The following is a 26,774-nucleotide window of genomic DNA, read 5'->3' as shown; positions in this document are numbered from 1 at the left end:
CTAGATAGTAAGGGGAAAACCATGACCGACCGCGAACTCCGCACCTTCGGCGAAGAAGCTGTAGCAAACCGGGGCGACCACTCGCAGCTCGCTGGCGCTCAGGGTGAAATTATCGTAGGTATTGATGGTTCAGAGCAGAGCTACGGTGCTCTGCGCTGGGCAGTGCACGAGGCTGAGGTGCGTAAGGTTCCTGTGCGCATGGTAACCGCTTACTCCCTCCCTGTCTTCACCGGCACAGGCTTTGACGCCGGCTACTCCATGATCGATGAGAAGGCACTCACTGACGGTGTGGCGCAGATTCTTGATGAGGCTCGCTCCCGTATCGGTGAAACCAGCGTTGAACTGCGCACCACCGTTGAAACCGGCGATGCTACTGCGGTTCTGCTAGAACTTTCCAAGAAAGCTGAGCTGATGGTCGTCGGCTCCCGCTCACACGGCGGCTTTATTGGGCGGTTGCTGGGCACCGTATCCACCTCTCTGCCTGCGCATTCTCACTGTGCCACGGTGGCTGTGCCTCAGTCCTACGCTGAAAAGATTGAAAAAGACGCCTCCCTGCTGGGCGGCGGAAATTCAGTAGTGGTTGGTTCTGACGGTTCAGAAGAAGCCCGTATCGCTATGATGCAGGCGGCTGATGAGGCTGACCGCCGCGGCGTTAAGCTCACCCTGGTCAACGCGTTGGCCCCTTACACCGGTGCACTAAACTGGGTGCCTGCCGCAGTTGACTTTGAGGCACTCTACCGCGAGATTGCCGACCTGCAGCGCAAGGCTGCCGAGTGGATTCGCGGCTACTTCCCCAACCTAGAAATCGAGTTCAAGCTTATTGACGGTTCTCCCGTTCAGGTGTTGCTTGAAGCTGGCAAGAACGCTGACATGATTGTGGTTGGTACCCGTGGACGCGGCGGAATTGCCGGCATGCTTCTAGGCTCAACCTCTCAGGGCATCCTGCACAACACCCAGGTTCCGGTCATGATTGTTCCCCAGCTTGAAGACCCACGTGTCGAAACCGCGCCCAGTGCGGAAGTCACCTGGGGCTAAGCACCTAGCCCTAAAACCTTCTTACTCTTTCTCTGGTCTCTAGACCCGGGGAAGGGTAGGCTGGTACTAAGCTGCAGACGGCAGGGCATCGCGCCGAAGCTCAAGATTCAATATGGTTTGGCTTCGACGATGATGTTCTGCCGTCTTTTTTTAAAAAATCTATAATTTTTTTCTTGCCTAAAATCTTCCTTAAAAAAACCCCCTGACTAGTGATTTCTTTGATGATGTTGGGGTGGGTAACCCCTTTTTGGTGGTCTGGGTTACGTATTTTGGAGCAGATTTTGAGTAATTCCCGGTTTTTTGATTTGCGCGCTGTTTTGAAGTCGCGTAGTGTATTACTTGTTCGAGCGACGGGCTGAGAAGTCCGGAGCTCATGCGAACTAGCCCCTATCGTCTAGCGGCCTAGGACGCCGCCCTTTCACGGCGGTAACACGGGTTCAAATCCCGTTGGGGGTACAGTGAAATCTTCGGATTTCACGGCCAAGTTGGAAAGAAATTTCTAGCTATGGCCCCGTAGCGCAGTTGGTTAGCGCGCCGGCCTGTCACGCCGGAGGTCGCGGGTTCAAGTCCCGTCGGGGTCGCTCCGACCGCGTAAGTTCTCGTAAGAGAAGACGCGGTTGTGGCATATCTAAGGGTATGCCTGGCTCTGTAGCTCAGTTGGTAGAGCGTGCGACTGAAAATCGTAAGGTCACCGGATCGACGCCGGTCGGAGCCACGAAATCCACTCTCTAGGCTTCTACATGAGGGTGGATTTTTATTTTAAAAGTAAGCCGCCCCGCACCAGTTCTTTGGTGCGGGGCGGCTTCTTCTTTAGCTATTAAAAGATTAGGCAATCTCGATGATGACGGGGGTGTGGTCAGAGGCTCCCGCACCTTCACGTTCTTCCCGGTCAATCTGTGCAGCAACGACGCGCTGGGCCAGAGCAGGGGAGAGCAGTTGGAAGTCGATGCGCATGCCCTCATTCTTTGAAAAACGGCCCTTGGTGTAGTCCCAGTAGGTATAGGGCTCGTCGGTGAGCGGACGCACCGCGTCCACCAGGTTGAGGGGTTCTTCCAGGAAGGCGTTGAAAGCCGCGCGTTCGGGTGCGGTTACGTGGGTCATCTGGTTTTCCCTAAAGAAGTCGATATCCCACACATCCTGGTCTAGCGGGGCGATGTTCCAGTCACCCACCAGGGCAAGCTGGGCTCCTGGGTCGGCTTTAAGCCAGCCGCTGGTGTCCTTGTGGAGGGCGGAAAGCCAGTCCAACTTGTAGCTCATATGGGGGTCTTCAATGCCACGGCCGTTGGGCACATAGAGGCTCCACACACGCACTCCGTTGCACGTGGCGCCAATGGCTCGGGCCTCTTGAACGGGTTCTTCGCCGGGCTTGCCGAAGGGGGGCTGGGAAGGGAAGGTACGCTCTACGTCCTCAAGACCTACGCGGGAGGCGATGGCCACGCCGTTCCACTGGGAGATGCCAAAGTGGGCGACTTCGTAGCCGGAGTATTCAAAGATTTCGTAGGGGAAGGTTTCGTCGGTCGCCTTTGTTTCTTGGAGGGCGAGGACGTCCACCTCGGTTTTGTCGAGCCAGTCTTCAATGCGGTCGGCACGGGCGCGAATGGAGTTGACGTTCCAGGTAGCAATTTTCATGACTTTAACCCTAACAGTGCGCCCTGGCAGGCTAGTGACCCCTACCCGTAAGCGGTAGGCTGTGATGTGCATAACCTTTTGAACATATGGAGGGCAAATGACCGACGAGAAACTGGTGCTGGGTAGCAGGCAAGGAAGCATGGGCGTCATTACGCTCAACCGCCCGCGTGCGGTAAACGCGCTGAATTTAGACATGATGCAGCTGGTAGACCAGTTGCTCACCGAGTTTGAAGCTGATGACAGTGTGACCACGGTACTGATGACCGGTGCAGGGGATCGCGGCCTTTGCGCCGGTGGAGATGTGAAGTCAATTTACTACGAACCGGAGCGCATGCCTGAGTTCATGGGCTTTGAGTACACCATGAACCTGCGCCTTTCCCGTTATCCCAAGCCACTGGTGAGCTTCATGGACGGTTTGGTGCTGGGAGGCGGCGTCGGAATTTCAGCACACGCCGCCTACCGGGTGGTTACCGAGCGCAGCCGGGTGGGGATGCCCGAAACTATCATCGGTTTCAGCCCCGATGTGGGCGCTTTGCACATCCTTTCCCGCAGCCCCCGCAAGCTAGGTTACGCTATGGCACTCACCGGCCTGCATGCCTCCGGCGCAGATGCCCTAGCGGTGGGACTAGCAGACTACTACGTACCCTCTGAGCGTCTCAATGATCTGGCAGAGGCACTGAGCAAGGTGGATGCGGCTGAGAACATTGAGCGCTGCATCCAGGGTTTCACTGTGGACGCCGGGCCCTCACGTCTAGAAGAAAACGCGGACTGGATTGAGAGGGCCTTCTCAGGAACCACCGTGGAGAAGATTGTGGCTGAGGTTGAACGCCAGGCAGTGGCAGGGGCGGACGAGGGCCCGCTGGTGCACGAGGTACTGGCAGCGCTGCGCCATAATAGCCCCACCGGCATGAAGGTGGCGCTAGAGGCTACCCGCCGGGCAGCGGACCAGACACTGAACCTGACGCTGAATCAGGACTACGCAGTGACCCTCAACTCGGCTGCCGGCCACGATATGCGTGAGGGCATTAGGGCGCAGGTCATTGATAAGGACAGACAGCCCGCTTGGCAGCCTGCCACCCTGGAAGAGGTGGATGAGGCCAGTGTCCTTGCCTTCTTTGAAGATCCGGAATCAGGCCCATTGGAGCTACGTTCGGCCTGAGCGATGGGGGCGCTGTGTGCCAGCTACCCCTCTTGGCGCGCGGGGCGCTCTCCCCAATTCACGTCAGCCCAGACTAGCTGGCACACAGCCACCCCCAGTACTCAGGTAAGTAGCTGTAGACAGGGCAAAAAGCCTGCCCCCGGTTTGTCACCGGGGGCAGGCTTTCTTTTGAGAGTTTTACTGGCTGATGGGGAAGCTCTGCAACTTGCCGCCGACCATAGTTTCCAGCACGCGGATGACCTGGCAGGAGTAGCCGAACTCGTTGTCGTACCAGACGTAGAGAATGGCGTTGGTATCACCCGAGGTGATGGTTGCTAGACCGTCAACGACGCCGGCAGCACGGGAGCCGACGAAGTCGGTGGAGACGACCTCATGAGAGTCGGTGTAGTCGATCTGACGGCGTAGGGATGAGTGCAGGGAGCGATCACGCAACAGGTCGTTGAGTTCGTCCTTGGAGCCTACGGGCTTTTCGAGCTGTAGGTTGAGGATCGCCATGGAGACATCCGGGGTGGGGACGCGGATAGCGTTGCCGGTTAGCTTGCCTTCTAACTGGGGCAGAGCCTTAGAGACAGCCTTGGCAGCGCCGGTCTCAGTGATGACCATGTTGAGAGCTGCGGAGCGGCCGCGGCGGTCGCCCTTGTGGAAGTTGTCAATGAGGTTCTGGTCATTGGTGAAGGAGTGAACGGTTTCAACATGGCCGCGGACCACGCCGTAGACCTCGTCCATCACAGCCAGAACGGGGGTGATGGCGTTGGTGGTGCAGCTGGCGGCTGAGAGCACGGTGTCGTGCTCGTCGATGAGCTGGTCGTTGACACCGCAGACGATGTTCTTGACGCCCTTACCCGGTGCGGTCAGCAGCACACGAGCTGCGCCGGTTGCCTTCAGGTGCTGTGAGAGGGCATCCTTATCGCGCCAGCGCCCCGTGTTATCGACGATGATGGCGTTATCGATGCCGTAGGCGGTGTAGTCGATATCGCTGGGGTCTGAGGCGTAGATGAAGCGGATGGGGGTGCCGTTAGCGATGATGGTGCTGTTCTCTTCGTCCACGCGGATGGTGCCCTTGAAAGCGCCGTGTACGGAGTCGCGGCGTAAGAGGGAGGCACGCTTGTAGAGGTCCTTATCGGAGTTCTTGCGCACGACGACGGCGCGTAGTTTGGGACCGGCACCGGCTGAGCGTTCGAGCAGGATGCGGGCCAGTAGGCGGCCGATACGGCCGAAGCCGTAGAGCACGACGTCCTGGGAAGTGCCCTTGATGTCGCCCTTTTGGTCGATGACGGGAGCTAACTCGCCGCGCAGCCAGGCTTCAAGGTCACTGTCACCGGATTTCTCAAACTTGCGCCAGAGAGCTGCAAGATCGAGTGAGCAAGCGCCCAGGTTAAAGCCCTGAACAATTTGCAGAACTGACAGGGAATCAGCAGGATCAAGCTCAACATCGTCAATCTGACGGGCAAAACGGTGAGCCTTCAGAATCTGAATGACAGACTTGTTAATCAGTGTATGCCCGTGAATGGAAACCACCACGTTGTTCTCGCGGTTGAGTTTGCCGATCATCGGAATCATGGTCTCAGCTTCAGCTTCAGAAGCGAGCCACTGATCGTGAGCGTTGTCTGCAGAAATAGTCATGGTGTGACCTCTCTCGATAAGCATCGTCGTTGAGCTTATCGGTTATGCGCTACAGTGCGCTGACTGGGGTGCTTGAACTCTTAGCGGTAGCTCGACCCCTTTGCAGGAGGAGGGCGCCAAGAGCACTACAAAGACAGTGTATAGTTTCTACGCCACCGTGTGCAGTTTGTGACGTGAACGTTATACGCGAGCGCAATCACACGGTAAAATTGTGCTCATGCTTACTGTCATTGGCGAAGCCCTCGTAGATGTTGTCCAGCGCCCCGGTGCCGAAACTGCCGCGCACCCCGGCGGATCCCCCATGAATGTAGCCGTAGGCTTAGCCCGCCTCGGCCACGATGCGCAGTTTATTGGCCGCTACGGCAAGGACGATCACGGCACGCTCATTGACGAGCATCTGCGTGCTTCGGGCGTGCACCTGCCGGTGGGTGCGGACGAGAAGAAGACCTCGGTCGCCCAGGCCACTATCGGTGCGGACGGCGCAGCTGACTACAAGTTCGACATCGACTGGTCACTGGACGGTGCCGCCGAGAAACTGGCGGACGTCGCCGCGGGAGCTACCGCAGTGCACGTTGGGTCTATCGGCGCCATGCTAGAACCCGGTGCCAGCGCTGTATTGGAAACCGTGCGCAAAGCATCTGCCAACGCACTCATTTCTTATGACCCCAACTGCCGACCCACCATCGTCCCTGACGCCTCGGTAGCGCGCACGTGGGCCGAAAGCATCGTGCGCTACTCGGACGTTGTCAAGGCATCAGATGAGGACCTACTCTGGCTCTACCCCCAGCGCTCTCTCGAAGAGTCAGCCAAGGCATGGCTGGAATTGGGTGCCTCCTTGGTGGTAGTTACTCGCGGTGAACTGGGCCCCTGGGCGATTACCCAAAAAACTAGCCCCGCTGGTGTAGCCATGCCTGCCTACCGGGTTGAGGTCGCTGATACCGTGGGTGCCGGCGACTCCCTCATGGCAGCCCTGCTAGCAGCTCTACTGGATCGCGGCATCGAAGGTAGGGGCGCTCGCGCTACTTTGCAGTTGATGAGCAAGGATGAACTCAAAGAGATTCTCACCTTCGCTGCTACCGCAGCTGGTATCACCGTTTCACGCCCCGGCGCTAACCCACCCACCCGCGAAGAGCTCGAAGCGACTCTCGCGCGCTCATAATCCCACAAGACGAGGAGGCTTCAATGTTGAACCGTGAACCCTACGCCGACCTGCCCGATCTACCCACCTTTACCCTCACGTCCACTGACATTCAGGAGGGGGCACCGCTACCCAAGGCCCAGGTCTCAGGGATTATGGGTTGCGGGGGTGAGGACGTCTCGCCGCAGCTTTCTTGGGAGGGCTTCCCCGAGGGCACTAAGACTTTTGTGGTTACCTGTTTTGACCCCGACGCTCCCACCCCCAGTGGTTTCTGGCACTGGGCTGCCTCTCATCTGCCTGCTGATGTTACAGAGCTAGCTACCGGTGCTGCAGAGAACCTGCCGGCAGGGGCTCTCGGGCACCTGAACGATGGTGGCACCCGCGGCTTTGTGGGCGCAGCCCCGCCCGCCGGTCACGGCCCTCACCGCTACATCTTCTGCGTCACCGCTGTGGATGTTGAGAAGTTGGACATCGACGAGAACGCCACCCCCGCCGTGGTGAACTTTAACCTCTTCTTCCACGGGATTGCCCGTGCCTTCCTCACCGCAACCCACGAAGAAAACTAGTTTCACCACCGTGATAAAACTGATTGCCAGTGACCTGGACGGCACCCTTATTGGGCACGACTTTCACTTTCGCAAGCGAACTCTTGAGGCCCTGAGCGCCGCCCGGGACGCCGGCGTGCAACTGGTGGTTGTCACCGGTCGCCCTTTTCGCTGGTTAGACGGGGTGCTGGGCCAGCTGCCAGGCTATGACTCCTACGCTATTTGCTCTAATGGGGCGGTGACTTACCATGTGGGCAAAGGCAGAGTGGTAGCAACCCGTACCCTTGCAATGCACACGGTTTTAGAGGCACACCAGATTTTAGAACGTGAGTTCCCCACCGCTACTTTTACCGCTGAAACGGTCGATACTGTCTTTTTGCAGGGTGATGTGAAGGTTGAAGAGGGCGGCCCGCTTGAAAATAGTGAGCTGGTCTGGGGCAACCTGGCAGAAATTTTGAGCCCAGATGCGCAAGTGGTGAAATACCTGGTACGAGTTGAGGGGTATGACCCTGAGGACTTGCTCCCGCGTGTGGCGAAACTGGTGGGGGAACGAGTGTCAGTCACGCACGCGGTGCCCGGTGACCCCCTCATTGAAATGGCAGCACCCGGTTTGAATAAAGGGGCGGTGCTGGCTGATTTTGCCGCTGAGCGCGGTATCGAAGCGCACGAGGTTGCAGCTTTTGGTGATATGCCCAATGACTTGGAGATGTTGCAGTGGGCGGGTCATGGCTACGCGCTGGAATCCGGTTCGCCCTCTTTGCGCCAGGCCGTAGCGCGCACCTGCCCCGCATTTGACCAGGACGGCGTGGCTCAAATAATAGAGAAACTGCTAACCAGAACGTCCTAAACGTAGCTCTCTTGAAATGAGTGCCCCTAAGTTACTAGCGGGTAGTACTCTTATAAGAATGTCTACTAGATCAGCAGCGCGCCGCTCTTCTCTCAACCAGCCCCTTGAGACCTTCGAAATTTTTGCCCACCGGGGCCTAGCCAAGGGTTGCACCGAGAATACTCTAGAAGCATTTGCACAGGCAGTAAACGCCGGCGCCCACTGGCTCGAAACCGACGCTCATACCACTGCAGACGGGGTAGTAGTAGCTTTCCACGATCACACCCTCAATCGGCTCTTTGGCACCTCCGGCACGATTAAGGATGCTACCTGGGAAGAACTTAAAGACCGCGAGCTAGTCAAGGGCGGTAAGCTAGCCACCTTTGAACAGGTACTTCGCACCTTCCCCAGCATGCCGGTCAACGTCGATATCAAGGATGCCGCGACCGCAGAACGCATCGCCAAAATTACCGTGCAGGAAAGGGCTCAAGACCGTGTGCGTTTTGCGTCCTTCAAAGAAGAGCGTAAGCGGCGTGCTGTTCAGTGTGCAGCCCAGCTGGGTGCGCATATTCCATCGAGTGGCAGTGAGCTCGCTACCGCCCTCTTTTATCTGTGCAGCCGGGTGAGCTGGCGTCTGTGGCCTCTGGTACGCGCCGTGACCGCTCCCTGGATTAGCCCTTTCCAGTCCCTCCAGGTGCCCGTCACTCAAACGTACGCAGGTCTCACCTTTAGGGTCGCAGACCGTACCACCGTTGCTATGGCGCACCGCTTTGGCATTAAGGTGCACGTCTGGACGATTGATGATGAAGCGGAGATGCGCCGCCTGCTCGACCTAGGGATAGACGGTATTGTCACTAACCGCACCGACCTGCTGGCAGCAATCCTGGCGGAGCGGGCAGCGTCCTAAGGTAGATTAAGCATGAAAAGGCGGGGCTAATTCAGTGTGAATTAGCCCCGCCTTGTGTGGGTCTTAGCGGTGTGGGTCTTAGTGGGCGTCGCCCTTAGCTTCGCTAGGGGTTAGCGGCTCGGGGTGGGAGCCGGTAGCGCGCGCAATGGCTGCCATAAGGTGGTAGACCACCAGGGTTGCGGCGGTGCCCAGGGCGATGCCTGCGAACTGGAGATCCCCGATATCCCAGGTGTAGTCGGCAATACCCACAATCAGGGCCACGGACGCGGCTGTGAGGTTGACCTGGTTGGAGAAGTCTACGCGGTTCTCTACCCAGATGCGCACGCCCAGCATACCGATCATGCCGTAGAGGACGGTGGCGGCTCCACCCAGCACGCCTGCGGGGACGGAGGCAACGGCTGCACCGAAGACCGGGAAGACCGAGAGTAGCACTGCCACGATGGCGGCGACCCAGTAGGCTGCGGTGGAGTAGACCTTGGTGGCTGCCATAACGCCGATATTCTCGGCGTAGGTGGTGGTACCGGAGCCGCCGCCAGCGCCTGCCAGGGTGGTTGCCAGGCCGTCAGCCATAAGGGCACGGCCGGAGTAATTGTCTAGGTTCTCACCGGTCATCAGCGCCACCGATTTCACGTGTCCAATGTTCTCAGCTACCAGCACCAGGATGACGGGGATGAAGAGACCGGCAAGGTTCCAGTGAAATTCGGGGGCCTGGAAGTGGGGCAGACCGATGAGACCTTCGGTGTCCCATGCCTGCTGGATTTTACTGAAGTCAACTTCACCGCGAACAACTGCGGTGATGTAGCCGATGATGACACCCAGCAAAATGGCCAGGCGGCCGATCATACCCTTGAAAATCACCGAGATCAGAATGATGGAGACCAGGGTCGCTAGTGCGGTGACGGGGGCTTCCATAAAGTTATTCTTGGCGCTGGGTGCCAGGTTAAAGCCGATCAGTGCCACGATAGCGCCGGTGACGACCGGGGGCATGAGCTTGGTGAGCCAGCCGGTGCCGGCGAACTGCACAATGGCGCCTACCAGGAAGAGGCAGACACCTGCCATAACGATGCCGCCCAGTGCGCCGCCGGGGCCGTACTGGTTAGTTGCCGCTGCCAATGGGGCAATAAAGGCGAAGGACGAGCCCAGGTAGGAGGGCACGCGTCCTGCGGTAATCAGCAGGAAAAGGATGGTGCCAATACCCGAGAAGAAAAGGGTGGTGGCGGGCGGGAAGCCGGTCAGCAGGGGCACCAGGAAGGTCGCGCCGAACATGGCAACCACGTGCTGGGCACCAATGCCGATAGTGCGGCCCCAGCTGAGGCGTTCGTGGGGGCGGACGACGCCGCCGGGGGTGATATTTTTACCGTCGCCGTGCAGCGTCCAAGCGAAAGGGGAGCGAGAGGTCACAGGGGTGTCCCAACCGTAGTGTAATGAGTGTAAATCGTCATCAGTTTACTCTGCCGCTGCGCTACAGGGGTGCAAGAGAGAAAGTGATCCTGAGTGGGCCGTAGAAAAGATTTGTTGAGGTTTCTACCTGACCTTCAAAAGATAATTACCGTTTACGTAACCCCTGACAGATATGTAGCAAGTATTGCACCGTGCAGAAATTTCTATTTATTTGACAAATGTGAAGTTTTTGAGATTTTTATCATCGACAGAGACACTAGGCGCACGTATTCTTTTAACAGAATGCCCCTGTAGACCCAAGGCCTGATACGTGACCATAGTTCTTGCCCTCTTCCTCCTCCTATCAATAATTGCGCCCTGGGTGGCACGCCGCATAGGGGCCAGCGTATTTTACCTGCTGGCCGCACTACCAGCACTCGTGCTGGCTTTTGTGCTGACTAAAACCCAGAGCATCCTGGGTGGTACGCCCTGGTCCGAAAGCTACCGGTGGGTCCCCGAGCTCAACCTCGAACTCACCTTCCGCATGGACACCCTCTCCTGGGTGATGAGCCTGCTCGTGCTCGGAATTGGCTCTCTAGTGCTCTTCTACTGCGCGAGCTATTTCAAGCACAGCAGCGGTGACATCGGTCAGTTCGCCGCCTACCTCTTCGGCTTCGCCGGCGCCATGTTCGGTCTGATTACCGCAGATAACTTCATCATCATGTTCATCTTCTGGGAAATCACGACCATCCTCTCTTACCTGCTCATTGGCTACTCCCGCCACCGCCTCTCGGCCCGCAGCTCGGCGTTGCAGGCCCTGACGGTCACCACTACTGGTGGTCTTGCCATGCTGGTAGGCATCATCATGCTGGGACACTCCCTGGGGACCTACAGCCTGGCTGAACTGGTTGAACGGGGCCCCGCCCTGGTGGCCGCTGCGCAGGCAGGCGACAATAACACCATGAGCTTAGGGCTGCTCTCCGCCGCGCTAGTGCTCATTCTTTGCGGCGCGCTCAGCAAGTCCGCCATCTTCCCCCTGCATTTCTGGTTGCCCGGTGCAATGGCTGCACCCACCCCCGTCAGTGCTTACCTGCACGCAGCTGCCATGGTCAAGGCAGGCATCTACCTTCTGCTGCGCCTGGCTCCAGGCTACGGCGAGGTAGCCATCTGGCAGAATATACTGGTCATCTTTGGTGCCTTCACCATGATCTTTGGTGGCTGGGCCGCTCTCAAACAGACCGACCTTAAACTGATTCTTGCGTACGGAACTGTGAGCCAGTTGGGTTTCCTCACCCTGATTATCTCGGGTGGCACGCCCAACGCCATATATGCCGCTATGGCTATGATGCTGGCGCACAGCCTCTTTAAAGCAACGCTCTTCCTAGCAGTTGGCATCATCGACCATCAGTCCGGTACCCGTGACATTCGCCGTCTCTCCGGCATCTACCGCCGTGCCCCTAAACTCTTCTGGGTCTCACTGATTTCGGCGGCGTCCATGGCCGGTGTACCTCCGCTGGCCGGTTTCGTCGCTAAAGAAGCAGTGCTAAAAACCTACGTGGGGCATACCACCGGCTGGCAGAGCGCCGTCACCTTGGCCGCTATCGTGCTGGGCTCCGTGCTTACCTTTGCCTACAGCGCCCGCTTTGTCTGGGGTGCTTTTGCGGCTAAGCCCTACAACTACATTAACCACGAGCACGTCAAGTACTGTCAGGAAAGCGCCGACGGCGGCCGCCCGGCTGCCCTGCGCAGCAAGAGCGGTAAAAAGCTGAGCCCCGACACTGCCTTCCACCAGGTCAGCTACAGCTTCGTCGCCGCTCCCGCGGTGCTGACACTGCTCACCGTGTTCTTTGGTTTCTACCCGGAGCCCGCCCACCTCTTCATCAAGCCCTTCCTTGACGCTTTCCCGGCGTCCGCACCAGAACTTGAACTGCACCTGGCTCTCTGGCACGGTTTCACTCCCGCGCTCTTCACTTCACTGGCCATTGTGCTGGTGGGTCTCATCCTCTTTGTCTTCAAGCGACAGATTGAAGAAATGCAGCGAGCCCTGCCACATACCCCCAGCGCGTCAGTGGTCTACCGTAATCTGATTGACCTGCTGGACCGATTCGCCGTATGGGTCACCGGTATGACTCAGCGAGGCTCCCTTGCCTACTACTTGGCCGTCATCCTGATGACCGCCGTGGTGGTCCCCACCGCAGCGCTCTTCATCAACGAAACCCCGCCGTTAGGTAACATTCGCATTAGCGAATCCCCAGCACAGTGGTCAATCGTTCTGGTCATGATTGTGGCCGCCCTGGTAGTGGTCTTCGTGCGCCGCCGCTTCCTGGCGATCCTCATGGTGTCAGTGACCGGCTACGGCATGGCAATTCTCTTTGCCATCCGCAGCGCCCCCGACCTTGCCACCACCCAGCTCCTGGTTGAAACCATCGTGCTGGTCGCCTTCGTGCTGGCGATGCGTGTGCTACCCCGTGACATCCCTCGCGTGAAAGCCAAGGACGGTAAGGACGGCGCCCGCAAAACCCTGCGCGTCATTATCGCCGTGGGCTTCGCAACCCTGATGATGGCACTTGCCATGTTCACCTTCTCATCTCGTTCCCTGCCGGCTATTTCTCTGGACATGCCGCGCCTGGCCTACGAAATCGGCTACGGCTACAACGTGGTCAACGTAATCCTGGTAGACCTGCGTGTCTGGGATACCTTCGGTGAAATTTCAGTGCTGGCACTGGCTGCCACCGGCGTGGCCTCGCTGCTCTTCATTGAAGGGCGCGCGGATGACCGCAACCAGCGTTTGGACACCACCACCATGAAGAAGATTGAGAAATCTTTCACTCAACGCCGCCACATTAGTGTGCAGCAGCGGGTTGCCGGTCAGTTCTCATCGGTGGAACGCGATCCCTTCATCGTGGCGGGCCGCACCCTGCCCCCGGAGTCCCGTTCCATTCTGCTGGAAGTGGTCACCCGTCTCATTTTCCACACCCTGATCATGGTTTCCGTCTACATGCTGGTAGCCGGTCACAACCTGCCCGGCGGCGGCTTCGCCGGCGGTCTGCTGGCAGGTCTGGCCTTCGCTGTACGCTACCTGGCCGGCGGCGGCGCGGAGTTACGCGCCGCGTCACCGCTTTCAGCGGGAGCCTTCCTAGGTGCCGGTTTGGGTCTCTCCACGCTCTACGCGATTGCACCAGCCTTCTGGGGCGATCCCATCTTCTCCAGCTACGTCTTTGACTTCTGGGTACCGGTCTTTGGTGATGTTCACTTTGTCACCGCGACGATCTTCGATACCGGTGTTTACCTGCTGGTTATCGGCCTGGTTCTCGATATCCTGCGCAGCCTGGGCGAACGAGTAGACGAAAAGCTCATCAAGGAACGCAAGAACAAAAATCGTAGAAAGGCACAATCATGATTATTGATCTCAGCCTCATCCTGGTCATGGGTGTGCTCTACGCCGCGGGCGTCTACCTTATCCTGGATCGCTCCATGACCCGCGTGGTGCTCGGCCTTATGCTGATTACCAATGCCACCAACATCCTCATTCTGCATGCCGGCGGCCCTGCCGGGTTCGCTCCCTTCTACGCAACAGATATTGCTGCAGAAGACTACTCTGACCCGCTACCGCAGGCCCTGGTGCTCACCGCAATCGTGATTTCCTGCGCGGTGACCGCCCTGATCCTGGGCATCATCTACCGCAGCTGGTTGCTCTCACGCGCCGATGAAATTCAGGACGATGATGAAGATATCCGCGTGGCAGAGCAGAGCTCTTTTGATATGGAAGCCGACGCCGACGTTGAAGCGGAAACCTCAGAATTTGATGCGGACGAAGAAACCCGTGAACGCCAAGCTAACAAAGAGAGAAGGAAGACCCATTCGATCCCTGTTCAGTCAGCGACCGGTAGCGACAGCACAGAAGGACTGGGGGCTTAACCTGTGGAACTAGCTCAGCTCGCCCCCCTCAGTGTCATTCTGCTAATCATGGCAGCAGCCCTGACCTTCATCTCTAAAAAAGATAAAACACAGCGTCTCATCGCCTTCTTCGCCGTGGCAGGGGTGCTCATTTTTGAGATTCTCATGCTTTTCTCGGTATGGAACCTAGAGCCCCAGGTTGTTTTCATTGCCGGTTGGGAGGCCCCTTTCGGTATCACCCTGGTGGTCGATCAGCTCTCGGCCCTTATGTTGGTGGTTTCCTCCACCATCTCCCTTGCCGTGTTGGTTTTCGCCACCGGCCAGAACCTGGCGGATGACGACGACGAGGTGCCCATCTCGGTCTTCTACCCCACCTACCTCATGCTGCTGGCAGGCGTCTCTAACGCCTTCTTAGCAGGGGACCTCTTCAACCTCTACGTGGGCTTTGAAATCCTGCTCATGGCGTCCTACGTGCTTATCACCATGAACGCCAACACCCCGCGTATTCGTGCGGGCGTGACCTACGTGGTGGTCTCAGTGGTCTCATCCCTGCTCTTCTTGACCGCTATCGGCTTTATCTACGCTTCAGTGGGCACCATTAATATGGCCGACCTTTCGCTGAAGCTGGGGACCCTCCCTGAAGGCACCCAGATGCAGCTACACCTCATGCTGCTCATCGCCTTCGGCATTAAGGCAGCGGTCTTCCCGCTCTCCCTCTGGCTGCCCGACTCCTATCCCACGGCACCAGCACCGGTGACCGCCGTCTTTGCGGGCCTGCTCACCAAAGTGGGCGTTTACGCTATCATCCGCACCGAAACCCTGCTCTTCCCTGGCGGGCAGCTATCCACCCTACTGGGCGTCGTCGCTGGCTTGACCCTGCTGGTAGGTATCCTCGGTGCCCTGGCACAGGGTGACATCAAGCGTCTGCTCTCCTTCATCTTGATCAGCCACATCGGTTACATGATCTGGGGTATCTCGCTCAACAACGAGCTGGGCTTGACCACGGTGGTCTTCTACATCGCCCACCACATCGTGATTCAGACCGGCCTCTTCATGGTGGTAGGTCTGATTGAACGCCGTGCCGGCTCAACCAATCTGCGCCGCCTGGGTGGGCTCATCAAAATTTCACCCTTCCTAGCTCTGCTCTACTTTGTGCACGCCATCAACCTGGGCGGCATCCCGCCCTTCTCCAGCTTTATCGGCAAGGTTGGCTTTATCGAAGCGTCCGTGCAAAACGGTGGCGCTCTGGCCTACATCAACGCAGGCATCGGCGTCCTCGTTTCGCTGCTGACCCTGCTGGCTTTGGCTCGCGTCTGGAACAAGGCTTTCTGGCGCCCCGCCAAGGACGCAGAACAGCCCACCCCCGCTCTGGTCCGAGCCGAGCATACCGGCGAGCAACCCGATGAAACCGACAGTAAGAATATCCCCGCCTCCATGATGGTCTCTACCGTCAGCCTGGTATCAGTAGGCGTGCTCATCACTGTATTCGCGGGCCCACTCTACAACCTCTCAGACCGAGCATCAGATAACTTGGTCAACCCCGACCGCTACATCTCAGCGGTTCTCGGTGAGGACGCTCCCACCCGCGAACAGTTCATCAACGAACAGGTCAACCTCAACGGCTCCCAGGAGGTCAACCAGTGAAAGCCCTAAAAACCTCCAGCTCCGACCTGCTGCACTCCATTCCGCCTACCCTCTGGTTGGTTTTCGTGTGGTGTGCCCTCTGGCAGAACTTTTCCCTGCCCTTCCTAGCCTTCGGGCTGGTGCTTGCGGTGGGAATCGTCTGGATTTTCCGTTTGCCCACCCTCTACCTCTCTAACCGCTTCAATCCCTGGTATGCCATCAAGTTTTTGGCGCTCTTCATTTGGAATATCGCGGTAGCCAGTGTGCACGTCATGTGGTTGGCCTTCACCTTCACTCCGCCGCTGCGTAACTCTGTGGTGGCAGTTCAGCTGCGCACCCACTCTGACCTGCTCCTCACCGCGGTATCACACACCATGTCCCTGATTCCCGGCTCGGTCGTCGTTGAAGTAGACCGCTCCCTTTCGGTGCTCTACTTCCACGTGCTCGATAGCTCCACTGAAGAAGAAATCCAAGACTTCATCCGCACCGTGGGCGACTTCGAATCTCTCATCATCAAGGCTGTAGGCGGCAAAGAAGAACACGAAGCGCTACTTGCAGATGAGAAACTCGATAAGGAGGCCGCAGCATGAACCTCACAACCGTAGCCTGGATCGCAGGCGTTATTCTCACCATCTCAACGTGGGGCACCGTCTACCGCATCTGGAAGGGCCCCTCCCTGCTGGATCGTGTGCTCGCTAGCGATGTTTTACTCTCCATCATCACCTCGGCGCTCTGCATCATCATGATCGTCACCGATACCCAGTACTCAATCATTCTTCTGGTCGCCATTGCCCTCATCGGCTTCGTCGGCTCTGTCACCGTGGCACGCTTCGCGGATAACTCTAAAGCAGATGAAGCTACCCCCATCACCACTGTTGAACGGCACCGCCGACGTAAGAACCGCGGCAACCGCTCAACCGGTCACGATCACCGTGATTACCATGCAGAGGATACCGACAAAGTGCACCACAGCGAGTCGCATCCATCCCGTGCATCAATGGATCAGGGAGAATAAACCGTGAATACCGATCTCATCCTCGATATTATTACTGCCATCTGCCTGATAGTTGGCTCCCTCATGTCGCTAGCAGCGGTGGTGGGCCTGGTACGCTTCCCGGATCTGCTGACCCGTCTACACGCTGGTACTAAGCCCCAAATCTTCGGTCTTATGTTGTTGCTCCTGGCGGTAGGGCTCCACAATAGAAGCTGGGAGGACGTCCCCGTGCTGATTCTCATTATGGTGCTTCAGATGATCACCATCCCCATCTCGGGTCATATGATGGCGCGCTCTGGCTACCGTAACAAGCACTTCCGCAAAACCGACCTCCGCCACGATGACCTGCGTCGCCTGGTCGATGAAGTAGAGGGTAGGTAGAGCCCTCGCGCGTGTAAAGACCCGCTTTCTGTAAAACCCATGTGGGGTCACAGAAAGCGGGTCTTTTGATGCCCGACTACTTGAGTAGCTTCTGTGCCAGCGTGTCCAGGGCAATGCCCAGAACACCAATGACCAGGATAACCACCAGCATCTCGTCGTAGGCTAGCCGGTCACGGGCATTCAAAATCTCGTAGCCGAGCCCCGAAGAAACCCCTAACATCTCGGCTGGCACAATAATGACCCAGCCAATACCCAGCGCCAGGCGGATCCCCGAGAGTACAAAGGGACGGATAGAGGGCAACACTACTGAGCGCAGCTGCTCCGGGCCGCTAGCACCCAGCGTCCTAGCTACCTGAAGGTATGCCGGGTTGAGTGCCCGCACCCCCGAAACCGTGCCCAGAGTAATGGGCCAAATAGCGGCGATAGCCACCAGGAAAATGACTGGCAGGCTACCCACCCCAAAAAGAGCCACCGCAATGGGCGCCCAAGAGAGTGGGGAGACCATACGCAAGAACTGCACCAGCGGGGCACTGGTCTGCTCAACCAGTCGGGAGAACCCGATGACTAGCCCGAGAGGGACGCCCAAGACAGCGGCAAGGCCCAGCCCACTCAACAACCTCAACAGGCTGATACCGATATCAGAGAGCAGTACCCCGCGGCCCAGTAGGCTCTTCAGGGCGTCGGGGACGTTCGCGGGGGCGAAGGCTGCCAGCATCAGGTTGCCGGTAGCTGCTCGGGTGAAAATCCACCAGAGAAAAACAGCGAAGACAATGCCTGCAGCGCCCAGCGCCCAGCTCTTAGTCAGTGACTGATTCTGCTTCTTGAGGGTGCTCATGCTGAAATCTCCTCGGTGCGCTCTAGGCTCTTGAGACCGAACGTGCCCAGACCACCCGCTGCTTGCATAGCCTGGGTGACCAACTCCGCATTAACTAACTCTCCGTGCACCGCCGAAGCGTCCAGGTCTTCTAGAAAATCGGTTGGGGCGTCCATGAGGGTGTTGCGCATTTGCTGGACCAGTTCTTGGGTGTAACTCGCATAGGGATAGGGCTGAAACTGCAGTAACTCCCCGCCCCAGCTGGGGTGTTTAATAATTTCCTTATGCTCCTCAAAATGGTCGGTCATGGCCCGCAAAATGGCAGCGGGCTTCTGTGGGAGGTACTTCTTTTCAGAGAGCAGGGCAGCTGCCTCCACACGGTTCTCGCGGGCATAAACCTGCGCCTTGACCAGGGCATCTACGAACTTCTGGGCGGCTCCGCCCTCCCGCTCAATCAGCGAGGAACGCATCATAGTGACGCAGCAGGCATGATCGCGCCAGACATCGCCCATAAAGCGCTGAATAGTGCCCGTTCCGCTGGTGTGGGCGGCAGCATTAAAGGGGTCAGCCACCGTAAAACCCGCTATGGTGCCGTTGGCCAGTGCCGGAATCATATCTGCCGGCGCCATAACAATGAGAGCTACCTCGTTCTGAGTTTTGTCTGCAGTTTTACGAATCACCGGCGTCAGTCCAGCCTCCTTCAAAATCTTCTGCACCAGAATGTTGTGAAGAGAAAACCAGGCTGGAATCGCCACCGTCTGCCCCGCCAGCTCAGACAGATTGCTGATGGAGGGTGAGAGAGTCAGCGCCGAGCCGTTCACGTGATTCCACGCCACCACTTGAGCGTCAGCGCCCAGATCGTACTTGAGGTATACCGCCATAGGCATGAGCAGGTGAATCACATCAACGCTGCCCGAAATAAAGGCTTCGGTGAGTGAGGCCCAAGAGCGGAAGAGCACCGGCTGTTCTACCTGCACTCCGGCGTCCTCGTACAGACCCCTGGCGTGCGCCAGGAGCAGAGGAGAAGCGTCAGTGATAGGGAGATAACCGATTCTGATAGCGTCATCGGTGCTCTGCGCCCTGCCGGCAGCTTCAGCACCGGACGCCGCCCCAAGAGTGTGGGCGCCCCAAGTAGCGCCGGCTGCCGCCAGGGTAAGGCCTCCTGCCCCCAGCACTCTTCGACGGTTGAGTTTAGATGACATAGGAACTCTGCTCCCGGTAGTAGCCCAGAATTTCGTCCTTGGACACCTGCTCATCACGAGGCCTCCAGAAGCGGGTGAAACCCTTGCCCGCCTCAAAGAATCCAATGCGGTCACCCACCACCGTGGCCTCAGCGATATCGTGGGAGACCATCAAAACGGTCAGTCCCAGATCTTCAATCAGGCTACGCAACCACCCCTGTAATTCTTCGCGGGTGGCTGGGTCAAGAGCCGAGAAGGGCTCATCGAGAAGCAAGAGAGAAGGCTGAATGGCCAGGGCTCGGCCAATGGAAACTCGCTGGGCCTGGCCGCCAGAAATCTCACTGACTTTACGGTTTTCAAGTCCGTTCAGACCTAACCGGGAGATCAGTGCATTAACTCCATCAGCGGTCACTCTGCCGCTGTTGCGTTTGTAGCGGGAACCTAGCTCGATATTCTGCCGAACCGTCAGCCAGGGGAAGAGTGAAGCTTCCTGAAAGACCACGGCTAGCCGGCCCCGGTCAGCCACCTGTATGGAGCCGGAATCTAGTTCTTCAAGCTGCGCCACCGCACGTAAGAGGGTCGACTTACCGGAGCCGGTAGCTCCCAGAACCACGAAGGCTTCACCCCGAGGCAGAGCGAGATCGATATTTTTGAAGATAGGTTGGGGTGCCCCGGGATAGGTTTTGGTGGCACCTGTAACGGTGAGAGCGTCCATGATTGTCTTAGTCAATCTGAGAGAGTTCATAGCGCAGGTGGCCCTCGGTGGGGGATTGGACGGGCAAGAACGTTGCCTCGCGGTAGCGACGGGCGGTGGCGCTGGTGGTCTTGTAGCCGCGTCCGCCAATCACTGCCATTTCCAGGTGGGTGGCGCTGATCGCCAGGTGAGAGACGTCCAGACGCAACTGGAGCAGACGGCGGCGGCTGGTAGCGGCAGGCTCTTGAGCAAGGTCGGTAAGTTCGGTGCGCAGACGCTGGTATTCAGCCTTAACCTGATCAAATTCCTGGGTGAAGATACCCCGGGAGACACTGGTGTGGGGAGCCGTTGCCGCAAGGGCTGCCGCTGCCAGGCCCAGGCAGAAAGAGGACTGAATCAACAGAAAAGGTGCAGTGATGGTCGCGAGGAAACCTGGGACGTCGCGGCTGAGAATATCCGCCTCGGGGACAAAGACCTCGGTTAGACGGATGAACCCGGATTCTGTTGCATCCAGCGCCAGGAGACCTTTTTGGTACTTCACATCTAGCCCCTCAACGCCCACACGCAGGGTGACGATGTAGCTAACCGGCTCACCGGGCGCAGCATCCTCCACTGCCACGGGAAGAACCATGACGCCTCCCGGGTAGAGGTTGGATGCCCAGCTGATGCTTCCATTGAGCAGTAACCCGCCGTCGGTGTGCTTTGCCTGAACCCCCAGTTCCCCTACTCCCGAGGCGTGCTTGAAGGCGGCAGCCATGGCAGTTGACCCGGTAGTTTCACCGGTTTCCATACCCTCGGGGAGCTGACGTCCCACGGCGTCAAAGAAGGCGATAGTAGCCCGGTGGGCCCAGAGCGAGAAGGCGGTTGCGGTATCTTCGGTCGCCAGGTCAAAGGCTACAGCCGCCTGGGGGAGCACTGACCCGGTTCGCCCCAGCGTCAGCAGACCCTCCTGCCCCAGCTCACGCAGGGTCTCGAAAGGGGAGCGTTCCCCCGCGTCCACTGCGGTAGCGTGTTCTCGCGCTAGCGCCAGCAGGTTGTCCCGTTGGGAGTAGGGGTAGAGAGGTTCAAGGGTAAAAGTGCTTGTCATGACTGTTTTCTAACTGCTCTAGAAGTGGGGTGCTGGGGTTTTAGAGTGTAAAAAAACCGCCGCCTGGTGGTGGGCGGCGGTCTCTGCTGTATCTAGACGTTGAGCTTGAAGAGGCGGTCAATGGGAGTTGATACCGCTTCGCGCGCTCGTACGACCGCTGCCTCATCAGGGGCATCGTAGAAACAGAGGCACTTGGCGGTATCTTCTCGCACATAGGTGCGCAGGAAGGACACCTCGGGCACCTGCGCGTACTTAGGAGAATTAGCCTTCTTGCGAGTGAGGTACTGATCCATGGTGATTTCTGCGGGGATATCCCATTCAACCAGGTACTCTGCGCTGGACTTGAGCTTCTTGATGTCCTCGAGTTCAGCACCTACTAGACGCACCTCATCGGGGCCTTCCAACCCAGCGCGGGCACTGAAGGCATCCTTGATCGCGGGAGCGAAGACGCCGGGGTTAGCTGCCTCGATGATGGCGAAGACCAGCGTGTAGTCACCGGTGACCTGGGTTTCAATCAGCTCAGCGCCGTCCACGCCGCCCAGTACCTGAGCGATGTCAGCAACCAGTGCTTTCGCTTCGTCCTGCGAAGCGTCGTGAGGGGTGAATTCTACGAGGTAGAGTGACATGTTCTCTCCGTTTCATGCGGGGTGCCAGCATTTTAAAGACACCTGTTCACACTAGACTACGCCCGCAGTTTTAGAGGTGTCTAAGTTTTAGAATATTCCGCTTTACATGGGGTAACGCTGGGCAACAATTCGTAACGGGTGCTTGTCAAAAAGGGCAGAAGTAGCTAGAAGGACGCCGCCCCGCCGCTCCCCTCATCCACCGAAAATCGGTGCCGGCAGGGAGCTGCGGAGCGGCGTCCTTCTGTCTAAGAAGATGCTTGCTGCTAACGCACGCCGGCCATCTTCTTAACGATCCACTTATTCATGGCCCAGAGGACGGCACCGATAATGATGGTGACGACACCCAGGGTGGTGAAGTAAGCGACTTCGGTTTCCATGGTGTAGAAACGGCCTAACCAACCTGCCAGAACGGTGCCCAGCGAGACAGAGGTGAAGTAGAGCGCAACCATAGCCACGCGGTGCTTCTCGGGCGCCAGTTTGGTGGCCAAGGAGGTACCCACCGGTGAAATTGCCAGCTCGCCCATGGTGCAAATAAAGAGAATCAGCACAATCCACAGGAAGTTCACGTTGGTGTTCCCTGCCTGGGTTAGGAAGATCAGGAAGGCTAGACCAATCAAAATCAGGGCAAGCGAGAACTTGACCGGGGTGGTGGGCTGACGGTCACCCAACTTGGTCCACATGGCAGTAAAGACAGCGCCGAAGATCATGATGAAAACCGGGTTAATGGAGTTCATAAATTCGGGGGTGAACTGTAGACCCATGATGTTCCAGTTGATACGGGATTCTGAGTAGATTGCTAGCACAGTGAACTGCTGCTGGAAGAGCGCCCAGAACGCTACGTTACCGATGAACATGGGAATGAAGGAGACTACCCGGGAATGCTCGTCCACTGTGGTGTGCTTTGAGGTCAGAAGGGTGTAGAAGAGTACCGCGGCACTGATTGCAACAATGGTCATGACCCAGGTTGCCAGGTTGGCGGGGTTGATGAGACCGGTCATCACCAGGACGAGCACTGCTGCAACGATGACTACAGCAAGACTGCCGTAGATCTTCTTCTCGCTGGCATTCATGGGCTCAGAGAGCTGGTGGACGCTGGCGGGGAGGTTCTTGCGGGTCAGTGAGTACTGGATTAGGCCGATTGCCATACCTGCAGCCGCTAGGCCGAAGGCGATGTGGAAGCCGTAGGATTCCCGCAGAATACCGGTGAGCATGGGGCCAAAGAAGGCACCGATGTTTACACCGATATAGAAGATGGTGAAGCCACCGTCACGGCGGGGGTCGGTGCGGTCGTAGAGAGACCCTACCAGCACTGATGCGTTGGTTTTAAGACCACCGGAGCCGATAGCAACAAGCACCAGACCGGCAATAACGCCAGCTGCGCCGGGTAGCACGGCGAGTGCCAGGTGACCTGCCATAATGGCGAAGGCTGAGTAGAAGAGGGTGCGTTCGGGCCCGAAGACACGGTCGCCTAAGAAGCCACCTACGACTGCCATGAGGTAGACCATGCCACCGTAAGCGCCCATGACGCTGGATGCTGATGCCTCGCTGAGAAGTCCAAGACCGCCACGGTCAGCTTCCCAGTAGAGGTAGTAGAGCATGATGACCTGCATGCCGTAGAAGGAGAAACGCTCCCAGAGTTCTACGGAGAAGAGGCTGGCCAGCATGCGGGGGTGGCCGAAGAAGGTTTTGCCGCTGGGGTTATGGGCGTCCTCCGGAGTAGGCCGCAGTGCGGGGGTTGTCATAGTAGTACCTTGTGTCTCGGTGTATTTGCGGGAAGACCGTGTATATAAATGCGGTCGGTAGCATACCTTACTCTCTTGGATTGGCTATTTGCACTTCTGAAGGAGTACGGATGATGCTCGCGGGCGCTTTTTGGTGTGCTGGCGCGCATGAAAAAGGGGCTGCCCGGCAGATCGCTGTGATAAATACAATCTCTCGAACAGTCCCTTCTCAGCGGAACGCTAGACGCTAGGCGATGACGCCGTCCACCAGCGCCTTAGCTTCCTTCTGAACCTGAGCCAGGTGCTCAGGGCCCTTGAAGGATTCGGCGTAAATCTTGTAGACATCTTCGGTACCTGAGGGGCGGGCCGCGAACCAGGCGCTCTCGGTGGTCACCTTCAAACCGCCAATGGAAGCACCGTTGCCGGGTGCCTCGGTCAGCTTGGCGGTGATAGCCTCGCCTGCTAGCTCTGAGGCGGTGACGTCCGCCGGTGAGAGCTTGCCCAGCTTGGCCTTCTGCTCGCGGGACGCCGCGGCGTCCACCCGGGCGTAGGCAGGCTCACCGAAAGACGCGGTCAGCTCAGCGTAACGCTGGGAGGGGGTCTTGCCGGTTACTGCAGTCATCTCGGAGGCCAGCAGGGCCAGGATGATGCCGTCCTTATCGGTGGTCCACACCTTGCCGTCGCGCATGAGGAAGGAGGCACCTGCGGATTCTTCGCCGCCAAAACCGATGGTGCCGGTGCTCAGGCCGTCTACAAAGTATTTGAAGCCCACGGGAACCTCAATGAGCTTGCGGCCCAAAGCATCAGCCACGCGGTCGATAATTGAGGAGGACACCAGGGTCTTGCCGATGCCAGCATCTGCTGCCCAACCGGTGCGGTTGCGGTAGAGGTAGTCAATGGCGGTTGCCAGGTAATGATTGGGGTTCATCAGCCCGTGATCGGGGGTAACGATTCCGTGGCGATCCGAGTCGGCGTCGTTGCCGGTGGCGATGTCGTACTTATCGCGGTTGGCAATCAGGGAGGCCATGGCATTGGGGGAGGAGCAATCCATGCGGATTTTCTCGTCCCAGTCCAGGGTCATGAAGGCCCACTGGGGATCAACGGCGGGGTTTACTACATCCATATTGAGCTTGTACTGCTCAGCAATGCGCTGCCAGTAGGCAACGGAGGCGCTGCCCATGGGGTCCGCGCCAATCTTCAGACCGGAGGTTGAGATAGCCTCCATATCGATGACATCACCCAGCTCGTCCACATAGGTGCCCAGGTAGTCGTAGGTGCCTGTGGTTTCTGCTGCCGCGGCCTTCTCAAGGGGTAGACGAGCTACATCCTTATTTCCGCCTTCAAGCAGCTCGTTGGCACGATCGGCAATCCAGCCGGTTGCATCAGAATCAGCGGGACCACCGTGGGGAGGGTTGTACTTGAAACCGCCGTCGGCAGGGGGATTGTGGCTGGGGGTAATCACAATGCCATCAGCCTGCGCGGTGTTGGCGGGGTTAGCGTTGTGAACGATGATAGCGCGTGAGAGCGCGGGGGTGGGCACAAAACCTTCGTTGGCATCCAGGAGAACGGTGACACCGTGAGCCGCCAGAACCTCCAGCGCGGTATCCTGCGCTGGGCCTGAGAGCGCGTGGGTGTCCTTACCCATAAACAGCGGGCCGGTGATGCCTTGACCCTTGCGATACTCCGCAATTGCCTGAGAAATAGCAGCAATGTGAGCGTCGTTAAAGGAACTCTTAAGGGAGCTGCCACGGTGCCCGGATGTACCAAAAGCCACGCGCTGTGCGGGATCGGTCATCTCGGGGGTGAGGTCATAGTAAGCGCTGATCAGCGCATCGATATCAACAAGGTCTTGAGGGGTGGCAACGGTGCCTGCGCGGTTTGACATGTACTAAGCCTAGCCCCGTGGTGTGCATGAACCGCGTAGAACCGCCCGTGTGTAATCTTCATTGTGGACGTTGATGAGGTGACGAGCATTAGAGAGCCTTTTGCTGCGCCTCGGCTTAAAACGTGTGACCCGGCTAGACCAATAGCCGGGTCACACAAAACCGCCGGAAAAGCGGCGCGAAGAGTTCTAGCTGAGCTGAGTAGCGCGGATCAGCTTCTCGTTGGTGAACTCAAGCAGACCCCACTGGGTGAGTTCACGGCCGTAACCCGACTTATTGATACCACCGAAGGGCAAATCTGCCTGGGTAACAACGTGCTCGTTGACCAATACCATACCGGCTTCGATCTGATCAGCGACTTCAAGCCCGTGGTCCATATCAGCGGTCCACACAGATGCCTGCAGACCGTACTCGCTGGCGTTGGCGAACTCAATTGCCGCTGCCTCGTCCTTGACCTTGTAGACCACAAGAGCCGGGCCAAAGAGTTCATTGCAGGAGAGGTCATCATCGAAATCAACGTCGGTGAGCAGGGCGGGGCTCATGAACCAGCCGGGGCGGTCTAGCTTCTTGCCGCCCGCATGCAGGGTCGCGCCGTCCTTGACTGCCTGCTCGATGCGCTCGACGGCGTCATCGCGTGCTGACTCTGAGGACAGCGGGCCCATCTGGGTCTCGGGATCATCGGCGTCGCCCACCACGAAGTTCTCAACGGCGGTTTTTGCTGCTTCAACGAACTCGTCGTAAATGTCTTCAACCACGATGATGCGCTTGGGTGAAGTGCATACCTGACCAGCGTTGGAAAAGCGCAGACCAGCAAGGGTTTCTGCCACCTTGCCCACGTTCTCAACGTCGGCCAGGACAATGGCAGGGTCATTGCCACCCAGTTCCATGACAGACTTTTTAAGGTTTTGCGCCGCCAGCTCAGCAACCGCAGCACCGGCACGTTCAGAGCCAGTGACCGATACGCCCTTCACGCGGAAATCCTTGAGGATGTGCGCGACGTCTTCGGTGTCGAGGTAGAGGTTCTGGTAGGCACCCTTGGGTAGGTTTGCTTCTAGCAATACTTCCTCAAAAGCAGCTGATGAAACGGGGCAGATAGACGCCTGCTTCATCAGGACCGTGTTACCCACCAGCAGGTTGGGGGCGGTGAAGCGTGCTAGCTGGTAGTAGGGGAAGTTCCAGGGCATGACACCCAAAAGGACACCCAGCGGGTCGTGACGCACGAAGTTTACGGGTGCACCCTCGGCATCCAGCGGTGAATCTTCAAGATGTGCAGGGCCTTCTGTGGCGTACCAGTCGAAGATGTCCACTACAAGCTGGATTTCAGCCAGAGCATCGGCATGGGGCTTACCCATTTCACGTCCGATGATTTCAGCGAGTTCATCTTTGCGAGCATCAAAGCCCTGGGCGGCCGCCGCGAGCACAGTGGCGCGCTCCGCTACGGAGTTATTTTTCCAGGAAAGGTAGGCTTCGTGGGCAGTGTCGATGAGCCCGGGGATCTCGCTGGATGCGAGGGTATCAAAAGTTTTTTCAACCTTACCGGTGTTGGCGTTGGTGAGTGCGTAGGTGCTCATAGCAATCTCCTTTGAGTAAGGGCACGGTATTTGTAAGCGTGCTTTCTTTTAACTCTAACT

General features: G+C 58.0%; 23 protein-coding genes and 3 tRNA genes. 15 read left to right on the top strand and 11 right to left on the bottom strand.

The annotated features are described in order from the left end of the window. The first annotated feature begins 21 nt into the window (after positions 1 to 21). The 4 genes from M3668_RS04335 to M3668_RS04320 all read left to right on the top strand — a co-directional run bounded on the left by M3668_RS04335 (position 22) and on the right by M3668_RS04320 (position 1,750). The gene (locus M3668_RS04335) at positions 22 to 1,035 is read left to right on the top strand and encodes a universal stress protein (protein ID WP_251379558.1); all 1,014 of its coding nucleotides are present in this window, start codon (positions 22 to 24) and stop codon (positions 1,033 to 1,035) included. Positions 1,036 to 1,418: 383 nt separating this feature from the next. Continuing rightward, positions 1,419 to 1,491, top strand: a tRNA-Glu gene (locus M3668_RS04330). Between the two features lie 51 nt (positions 1,492 to 1,542). Then, positions 1,543 to 1,616: transfer RNA gene (locus M3668_RS04325), tRNA-Asp, on the top strand. A gap of 61 nt (positions 1,617 to 1,677) precedes the next feature. Continuing rightward, a tRNA-Phe gene (locus M3668_RS04320) sits at positions 1,678 to 1,750 on the top strand. Positions 1,751 to 1,860: 110 nt separating this feature from the next. On the opposite strand, the gene M3668_RS04315 is transcribed toward M3668_RS04320, so the two are convergent. Next, on the bottom strand, positions 1,861 to 2,664 hold the full coding sequence (locus M3668_RS04315) for an exodeoxyribonuclease III (RefSeq protein WP_251379557.1): 804 nt from the start codon (positions 2,662 to 2,664) through the stop codon (positions 1,861 to 1,863). Positions 2,665 to 2,761: 97 nt separating this feature from the next. Between M3668_RS04315 and M3668_RS04310 the strand changes: the two genes are divergently transcribed. Beyond that, positions 2,762 to 3,823, top strand: a complete 1,062-nt coding sequence (locus M3668_RS04310; RefSeq protein WP_251379556.1) for a 3-hydroxyisobutyryl-CoA hydrolase — start codon at positions 2,762 to 2,764, stop codon at positions 3,821 to 3,823. Positions 3,824 to 4,000: 177 nt separating this feature from the next. Here the strand turns inward: M3668_RS04310 and M3668_RS04305 are convergent, their stop codons facing one another. Continuing rightward, on the bottom strand, positions 4,001 to 5,446 hold the full coding sequence (locus M3668_RS04305; RefSeq protein WP_251379555.1) for a glyceraldehyde-3-phosphate dehydrogenase: 1,446 nt from the start codon (positions 5,444 to 5,446) through the stop codon (positions 4,001 to 4,003). A gap of 217 nt (positions 5,447 to 5,663) precedes the next feature. Here M3668_RS04305 and M3668_RS04300 point away from each other — a divergent pair, with 217 nt between their 5' ends. The 4 genes from M3668_RS04300 to M3668_RS04285 are packed head-to-tail and all read left to right on the top strand — an operon-like array spanning position 5,664 to position 8,862. Next, on the top strand, positions 5,664 to 6,605 hold the full coding sequence (locus tag M3668_RS04300) for a carbohydrate kinase family protein (protein ID WP_251379554.1): 942 nt from the start codon (positions 5,664 to 5,666) through the stop codon (positions 6,603 to 6,605). Positions 6,606 to 6,628: 23 nt separating this feature from the next. Continuing rightward, a complete protein-coding gene (locus tag M3668_RS04295; protein ID WP_251379553.1) occupies positions 6,629 to 7,150 on the top strand; it encodes a YbhB/YbcL family Raf kinase inhibitor-like protein in 522 nt (173 codons plus the stop codon). A 10-nt stretch (positions 7,151 to 7,160) separates the two neighbouring features. Continuing rightward, positions 7,161 to 7,976, top strand: a complete 816-nt coding sequence (locus M3668_RS04290) for an HAD family hydrolase (RefSeq protein ID WP_251379552.1) — start codon at positions 7,161 to 7,163, stop codon at positions 7,974 to 7,976. A gap of 58 nt (positions 7,977 to 8,034) precedes the next feature. After that, positions 8,035 to 8,862, top strand: a complete 828-nt coding sequence (locus M3668_RS04285) for a glycerophosphodiester phosphodiesterase family protein (RefSeq protein ID WP_251379551.1) — start codon at positions 8,035 to 8,037, stop codon at positions 8,860 to 8,862. Between the two features lie 78 nt (positions 8,863 to 8,940). Here the strand turns inward: M3668_RS04285 and M3668_RS04280 are convergent, their stop codons facing one another. Then, positions 8,941 to 10,263: a uracil-xanthine permease family protein gene (locus M3668_RS04280; protein WP_251379550.1), complete on the bottom strand. Its 1,323-nt coding sequence runs from the start codon at positions 10,261 to 10,263 to the stop codon at positions 8,941 to 8,943. Between the two features lie 310 nt (positions 10,264 to 10,573). Here M3668_RS04280 and M3668_RS04275 point away from each other — a divergent pair, with 310 nt between their 5' ends. Genes M3668_RS04275 through mnhG form a run of 6 tightly spaced genes read left to right on the top strand, consistent with a single transcriptional unit; the run spans position 10,574 to position 17,137 of the window. After that, entirely contained in the window at positions 10,574 to 13,642 is a 3,069-nt protein-coding gene (locus M3668_RS04275) for a Na+/H+ antiporter subunit A (protein ID WP_251379549.1), read from the top strand. Next, complete coding sequence (locus M3668_RS04270; RefSeq protein WP_251379548.1) at positions 13,639 to 14,160, top strand: Na(+)/H(+) antiporter subunit C; 522 nt, start codon at positions 13,639 to 13,641, stop codon at positions 14,158 to 14,160. Before M3668_RS04275 ends, M3668_RS04270 begins: the two co-directional genes overlap by 4 nt. Before the next feature lie 3 nt (positions 14,161 to 14,163). Continuing rightward, on the top strand, positions 14,164 to 15,783 hold the full coding sequence (locus M3668_RS04265; protein WP_251379547.1) for a Na+/H+ antiporter subunit D: 1,620 nt from the start codon (positions 14,164 to 14,166) through the stop codon (positions 15,781 to 15,783). After that, positions 15,780 to 16,352: a Na+/H+ antiporter subunit E gene (locus M3668_RS04260; protein ID WP_251379546.1), complete on the top strand. Its 573-nt coding sequence runs from the start codon at positions 15,780 to 15,782 to the stop codon at positions 16,350 to 16,352. The genes M3668_RS04265 and M3668_RS04260 overlap by 4 nt, the downstream gene beginning before the upstream one ends. After that, positions 16,349 to 16,777 (top strand): MrpF/PhaF family protein, encoded by a 429-nt coding sequence (locus tag M3668_RS11110; protein ID WP_346923666.1) that lies wholly within the window; start codon positions 16,349 to 16,351, stop codon positions 16,775 to 16,777. Before M3668_RS04260 ends, M3668_RS11110 begins: the two co-directional genes overlap by 4 nt. Positions 16,778 to 16,780: 3 nt before the next feature. After that, entirely contained in the window at positions 16,781 to 17,137 is a 357-nt protein-coding gene (mnhG, locus tag M3668_RS04250; RefSeq protein ID WP_251379545.1) for a monovalent cation/H(+) antiporter subunit G, read from the top strand. A gap of 76 nt (positions 17,138 to 17,213) precedes the next feature. Here mnhG and M3668_RS04245 read toward each other — a convergent pair whose 3' ends face one another. The 8 genes from M3668_RS04245 to M3668_RS04210 all read right to left on the bottom strand — a co-directional run bounded on the left by M3668_RS04245 (position 17,214) and on the right by M3668_RS04210 (position 26,714). Then, positions 17,214 to 17,972 carry an ABC transporter permease gene (locus M3668_RS04245; RefSeq protein WP_251379544.1) on the bottom strand — a complete coding sequence of 253 codons (759 nt, stop codon included), beginning with the start codon at positions 17,970 to 17,972 and terminating at the stop codon, positions 17,214 to 17,216. Then, entirely contained in the window at positions 17,969 to 19,153 is a 1,185-nt protein-coding gene (locus tag M3668_RS04240; RefSeq protein WP_251379543.1) for an ABC transporter substrate-binding protein, read from the bottom strand. The genes M3668_RS04245 and M3668_RS04240 overlap by 4 nt, the downstream gene beginning before the upstream one ends. Continuing rightward, positions 19,143 to 19,862, bottom strand: a complete 720-nt coding sequence (locus M3668_RS04235) for an ABC transporter ATP-binding protein (protein ID WP_251379542.1) — start codon at positions 19,860 to 19,862, stop codon at positions 19,143 to 19,145. The genes M3668_RS04240 and M3668_RS04235 overlap by 11 nt, the downstream gene beginning before the upstream one ends. After that, a complete protein-coding gene (locus M3668_RS04230) occupies positions 19,855 to 20,913 on the bottom strand; it encodes an acyl-CoA dehydrogenase family protein (protein WP_251379541.1) in 1,059 nt (352 codons plus the stop codon). Before M3668_RS04230 ends, M3668_RS04235 begins: the two co-directional genes overlap by 8 nt. Before the next feature lie 92 nt (positions 20,914 to 21,005). Continuing rightward, the gene (locus M3668_RS04225) at positions 21,006 to 21,539 is read right to left on the bottom strand and encodes a DUF4242 domain-containing protein (RefSeq protein ID WP_251379540.1); all 534 of its coding nucleotides are present in this window, start codon (positions 21,537 to 21,539) and stop codon (positions 21,006 to 21,008) included. A 263-nt stretch (positions 21,540 to 21,802) separates the two neighbouring features. After that, complete coding sequence (locus tag M3668_RS04220; RefSeq protein WP_251379539.1) at positions 21,803 to 23,281, bottom strand: peptide MFS transporter; 1,479 nt, start codon at positions 23,279 to 23,281, stop codon at positions 21,803 to 21,805. 226 nt (positions 23,282 to 23,507) lie between these two features. Then, positions 23,508 to 25,145 (bottom strand): phosphoglucomutase (alpha-D-glucose-1,6-bisphosphate-dependent), encoded by a 1,638-nt coding sequence (pgm, locus tag M3668_RS04215; protein ID WP_251379538.1) that lies wholly within the window; start codon positions 25,143 to 25,145, stop codon positions 23,508 to 23,510. Positions 25,146 to 25,331: 186 nt separating this feature from the next. Continuing rightward, positions 25,332 to 26,714, bottom strand: a complete 1,383-nt coding sequence (locus tag M3668_RS04210; protein WP_251379537.1) for an NAD-dependent succinate-semialdehyde dehydrogenase — start codon at positions 26,712 to 26,714, stop codon at positions 25,332 to 25,334. Positions 26,715 to 26,774: the final 60 nt, after the last annotated feature.

This window comes from Rothia sp. P100 (assembly GCF_023712425.1).
Lineage (GTDB): Bacteria > Actinomycetota > Actinomycetes > Actinomycetales > Micrococcaceae > Rothia > Rothia endophytica.
The sequence above is the reverse complement of the archived record's forward strand: the minus strand, read 5'-3'. Positions and strand labels throughout refer to the sequence as shown.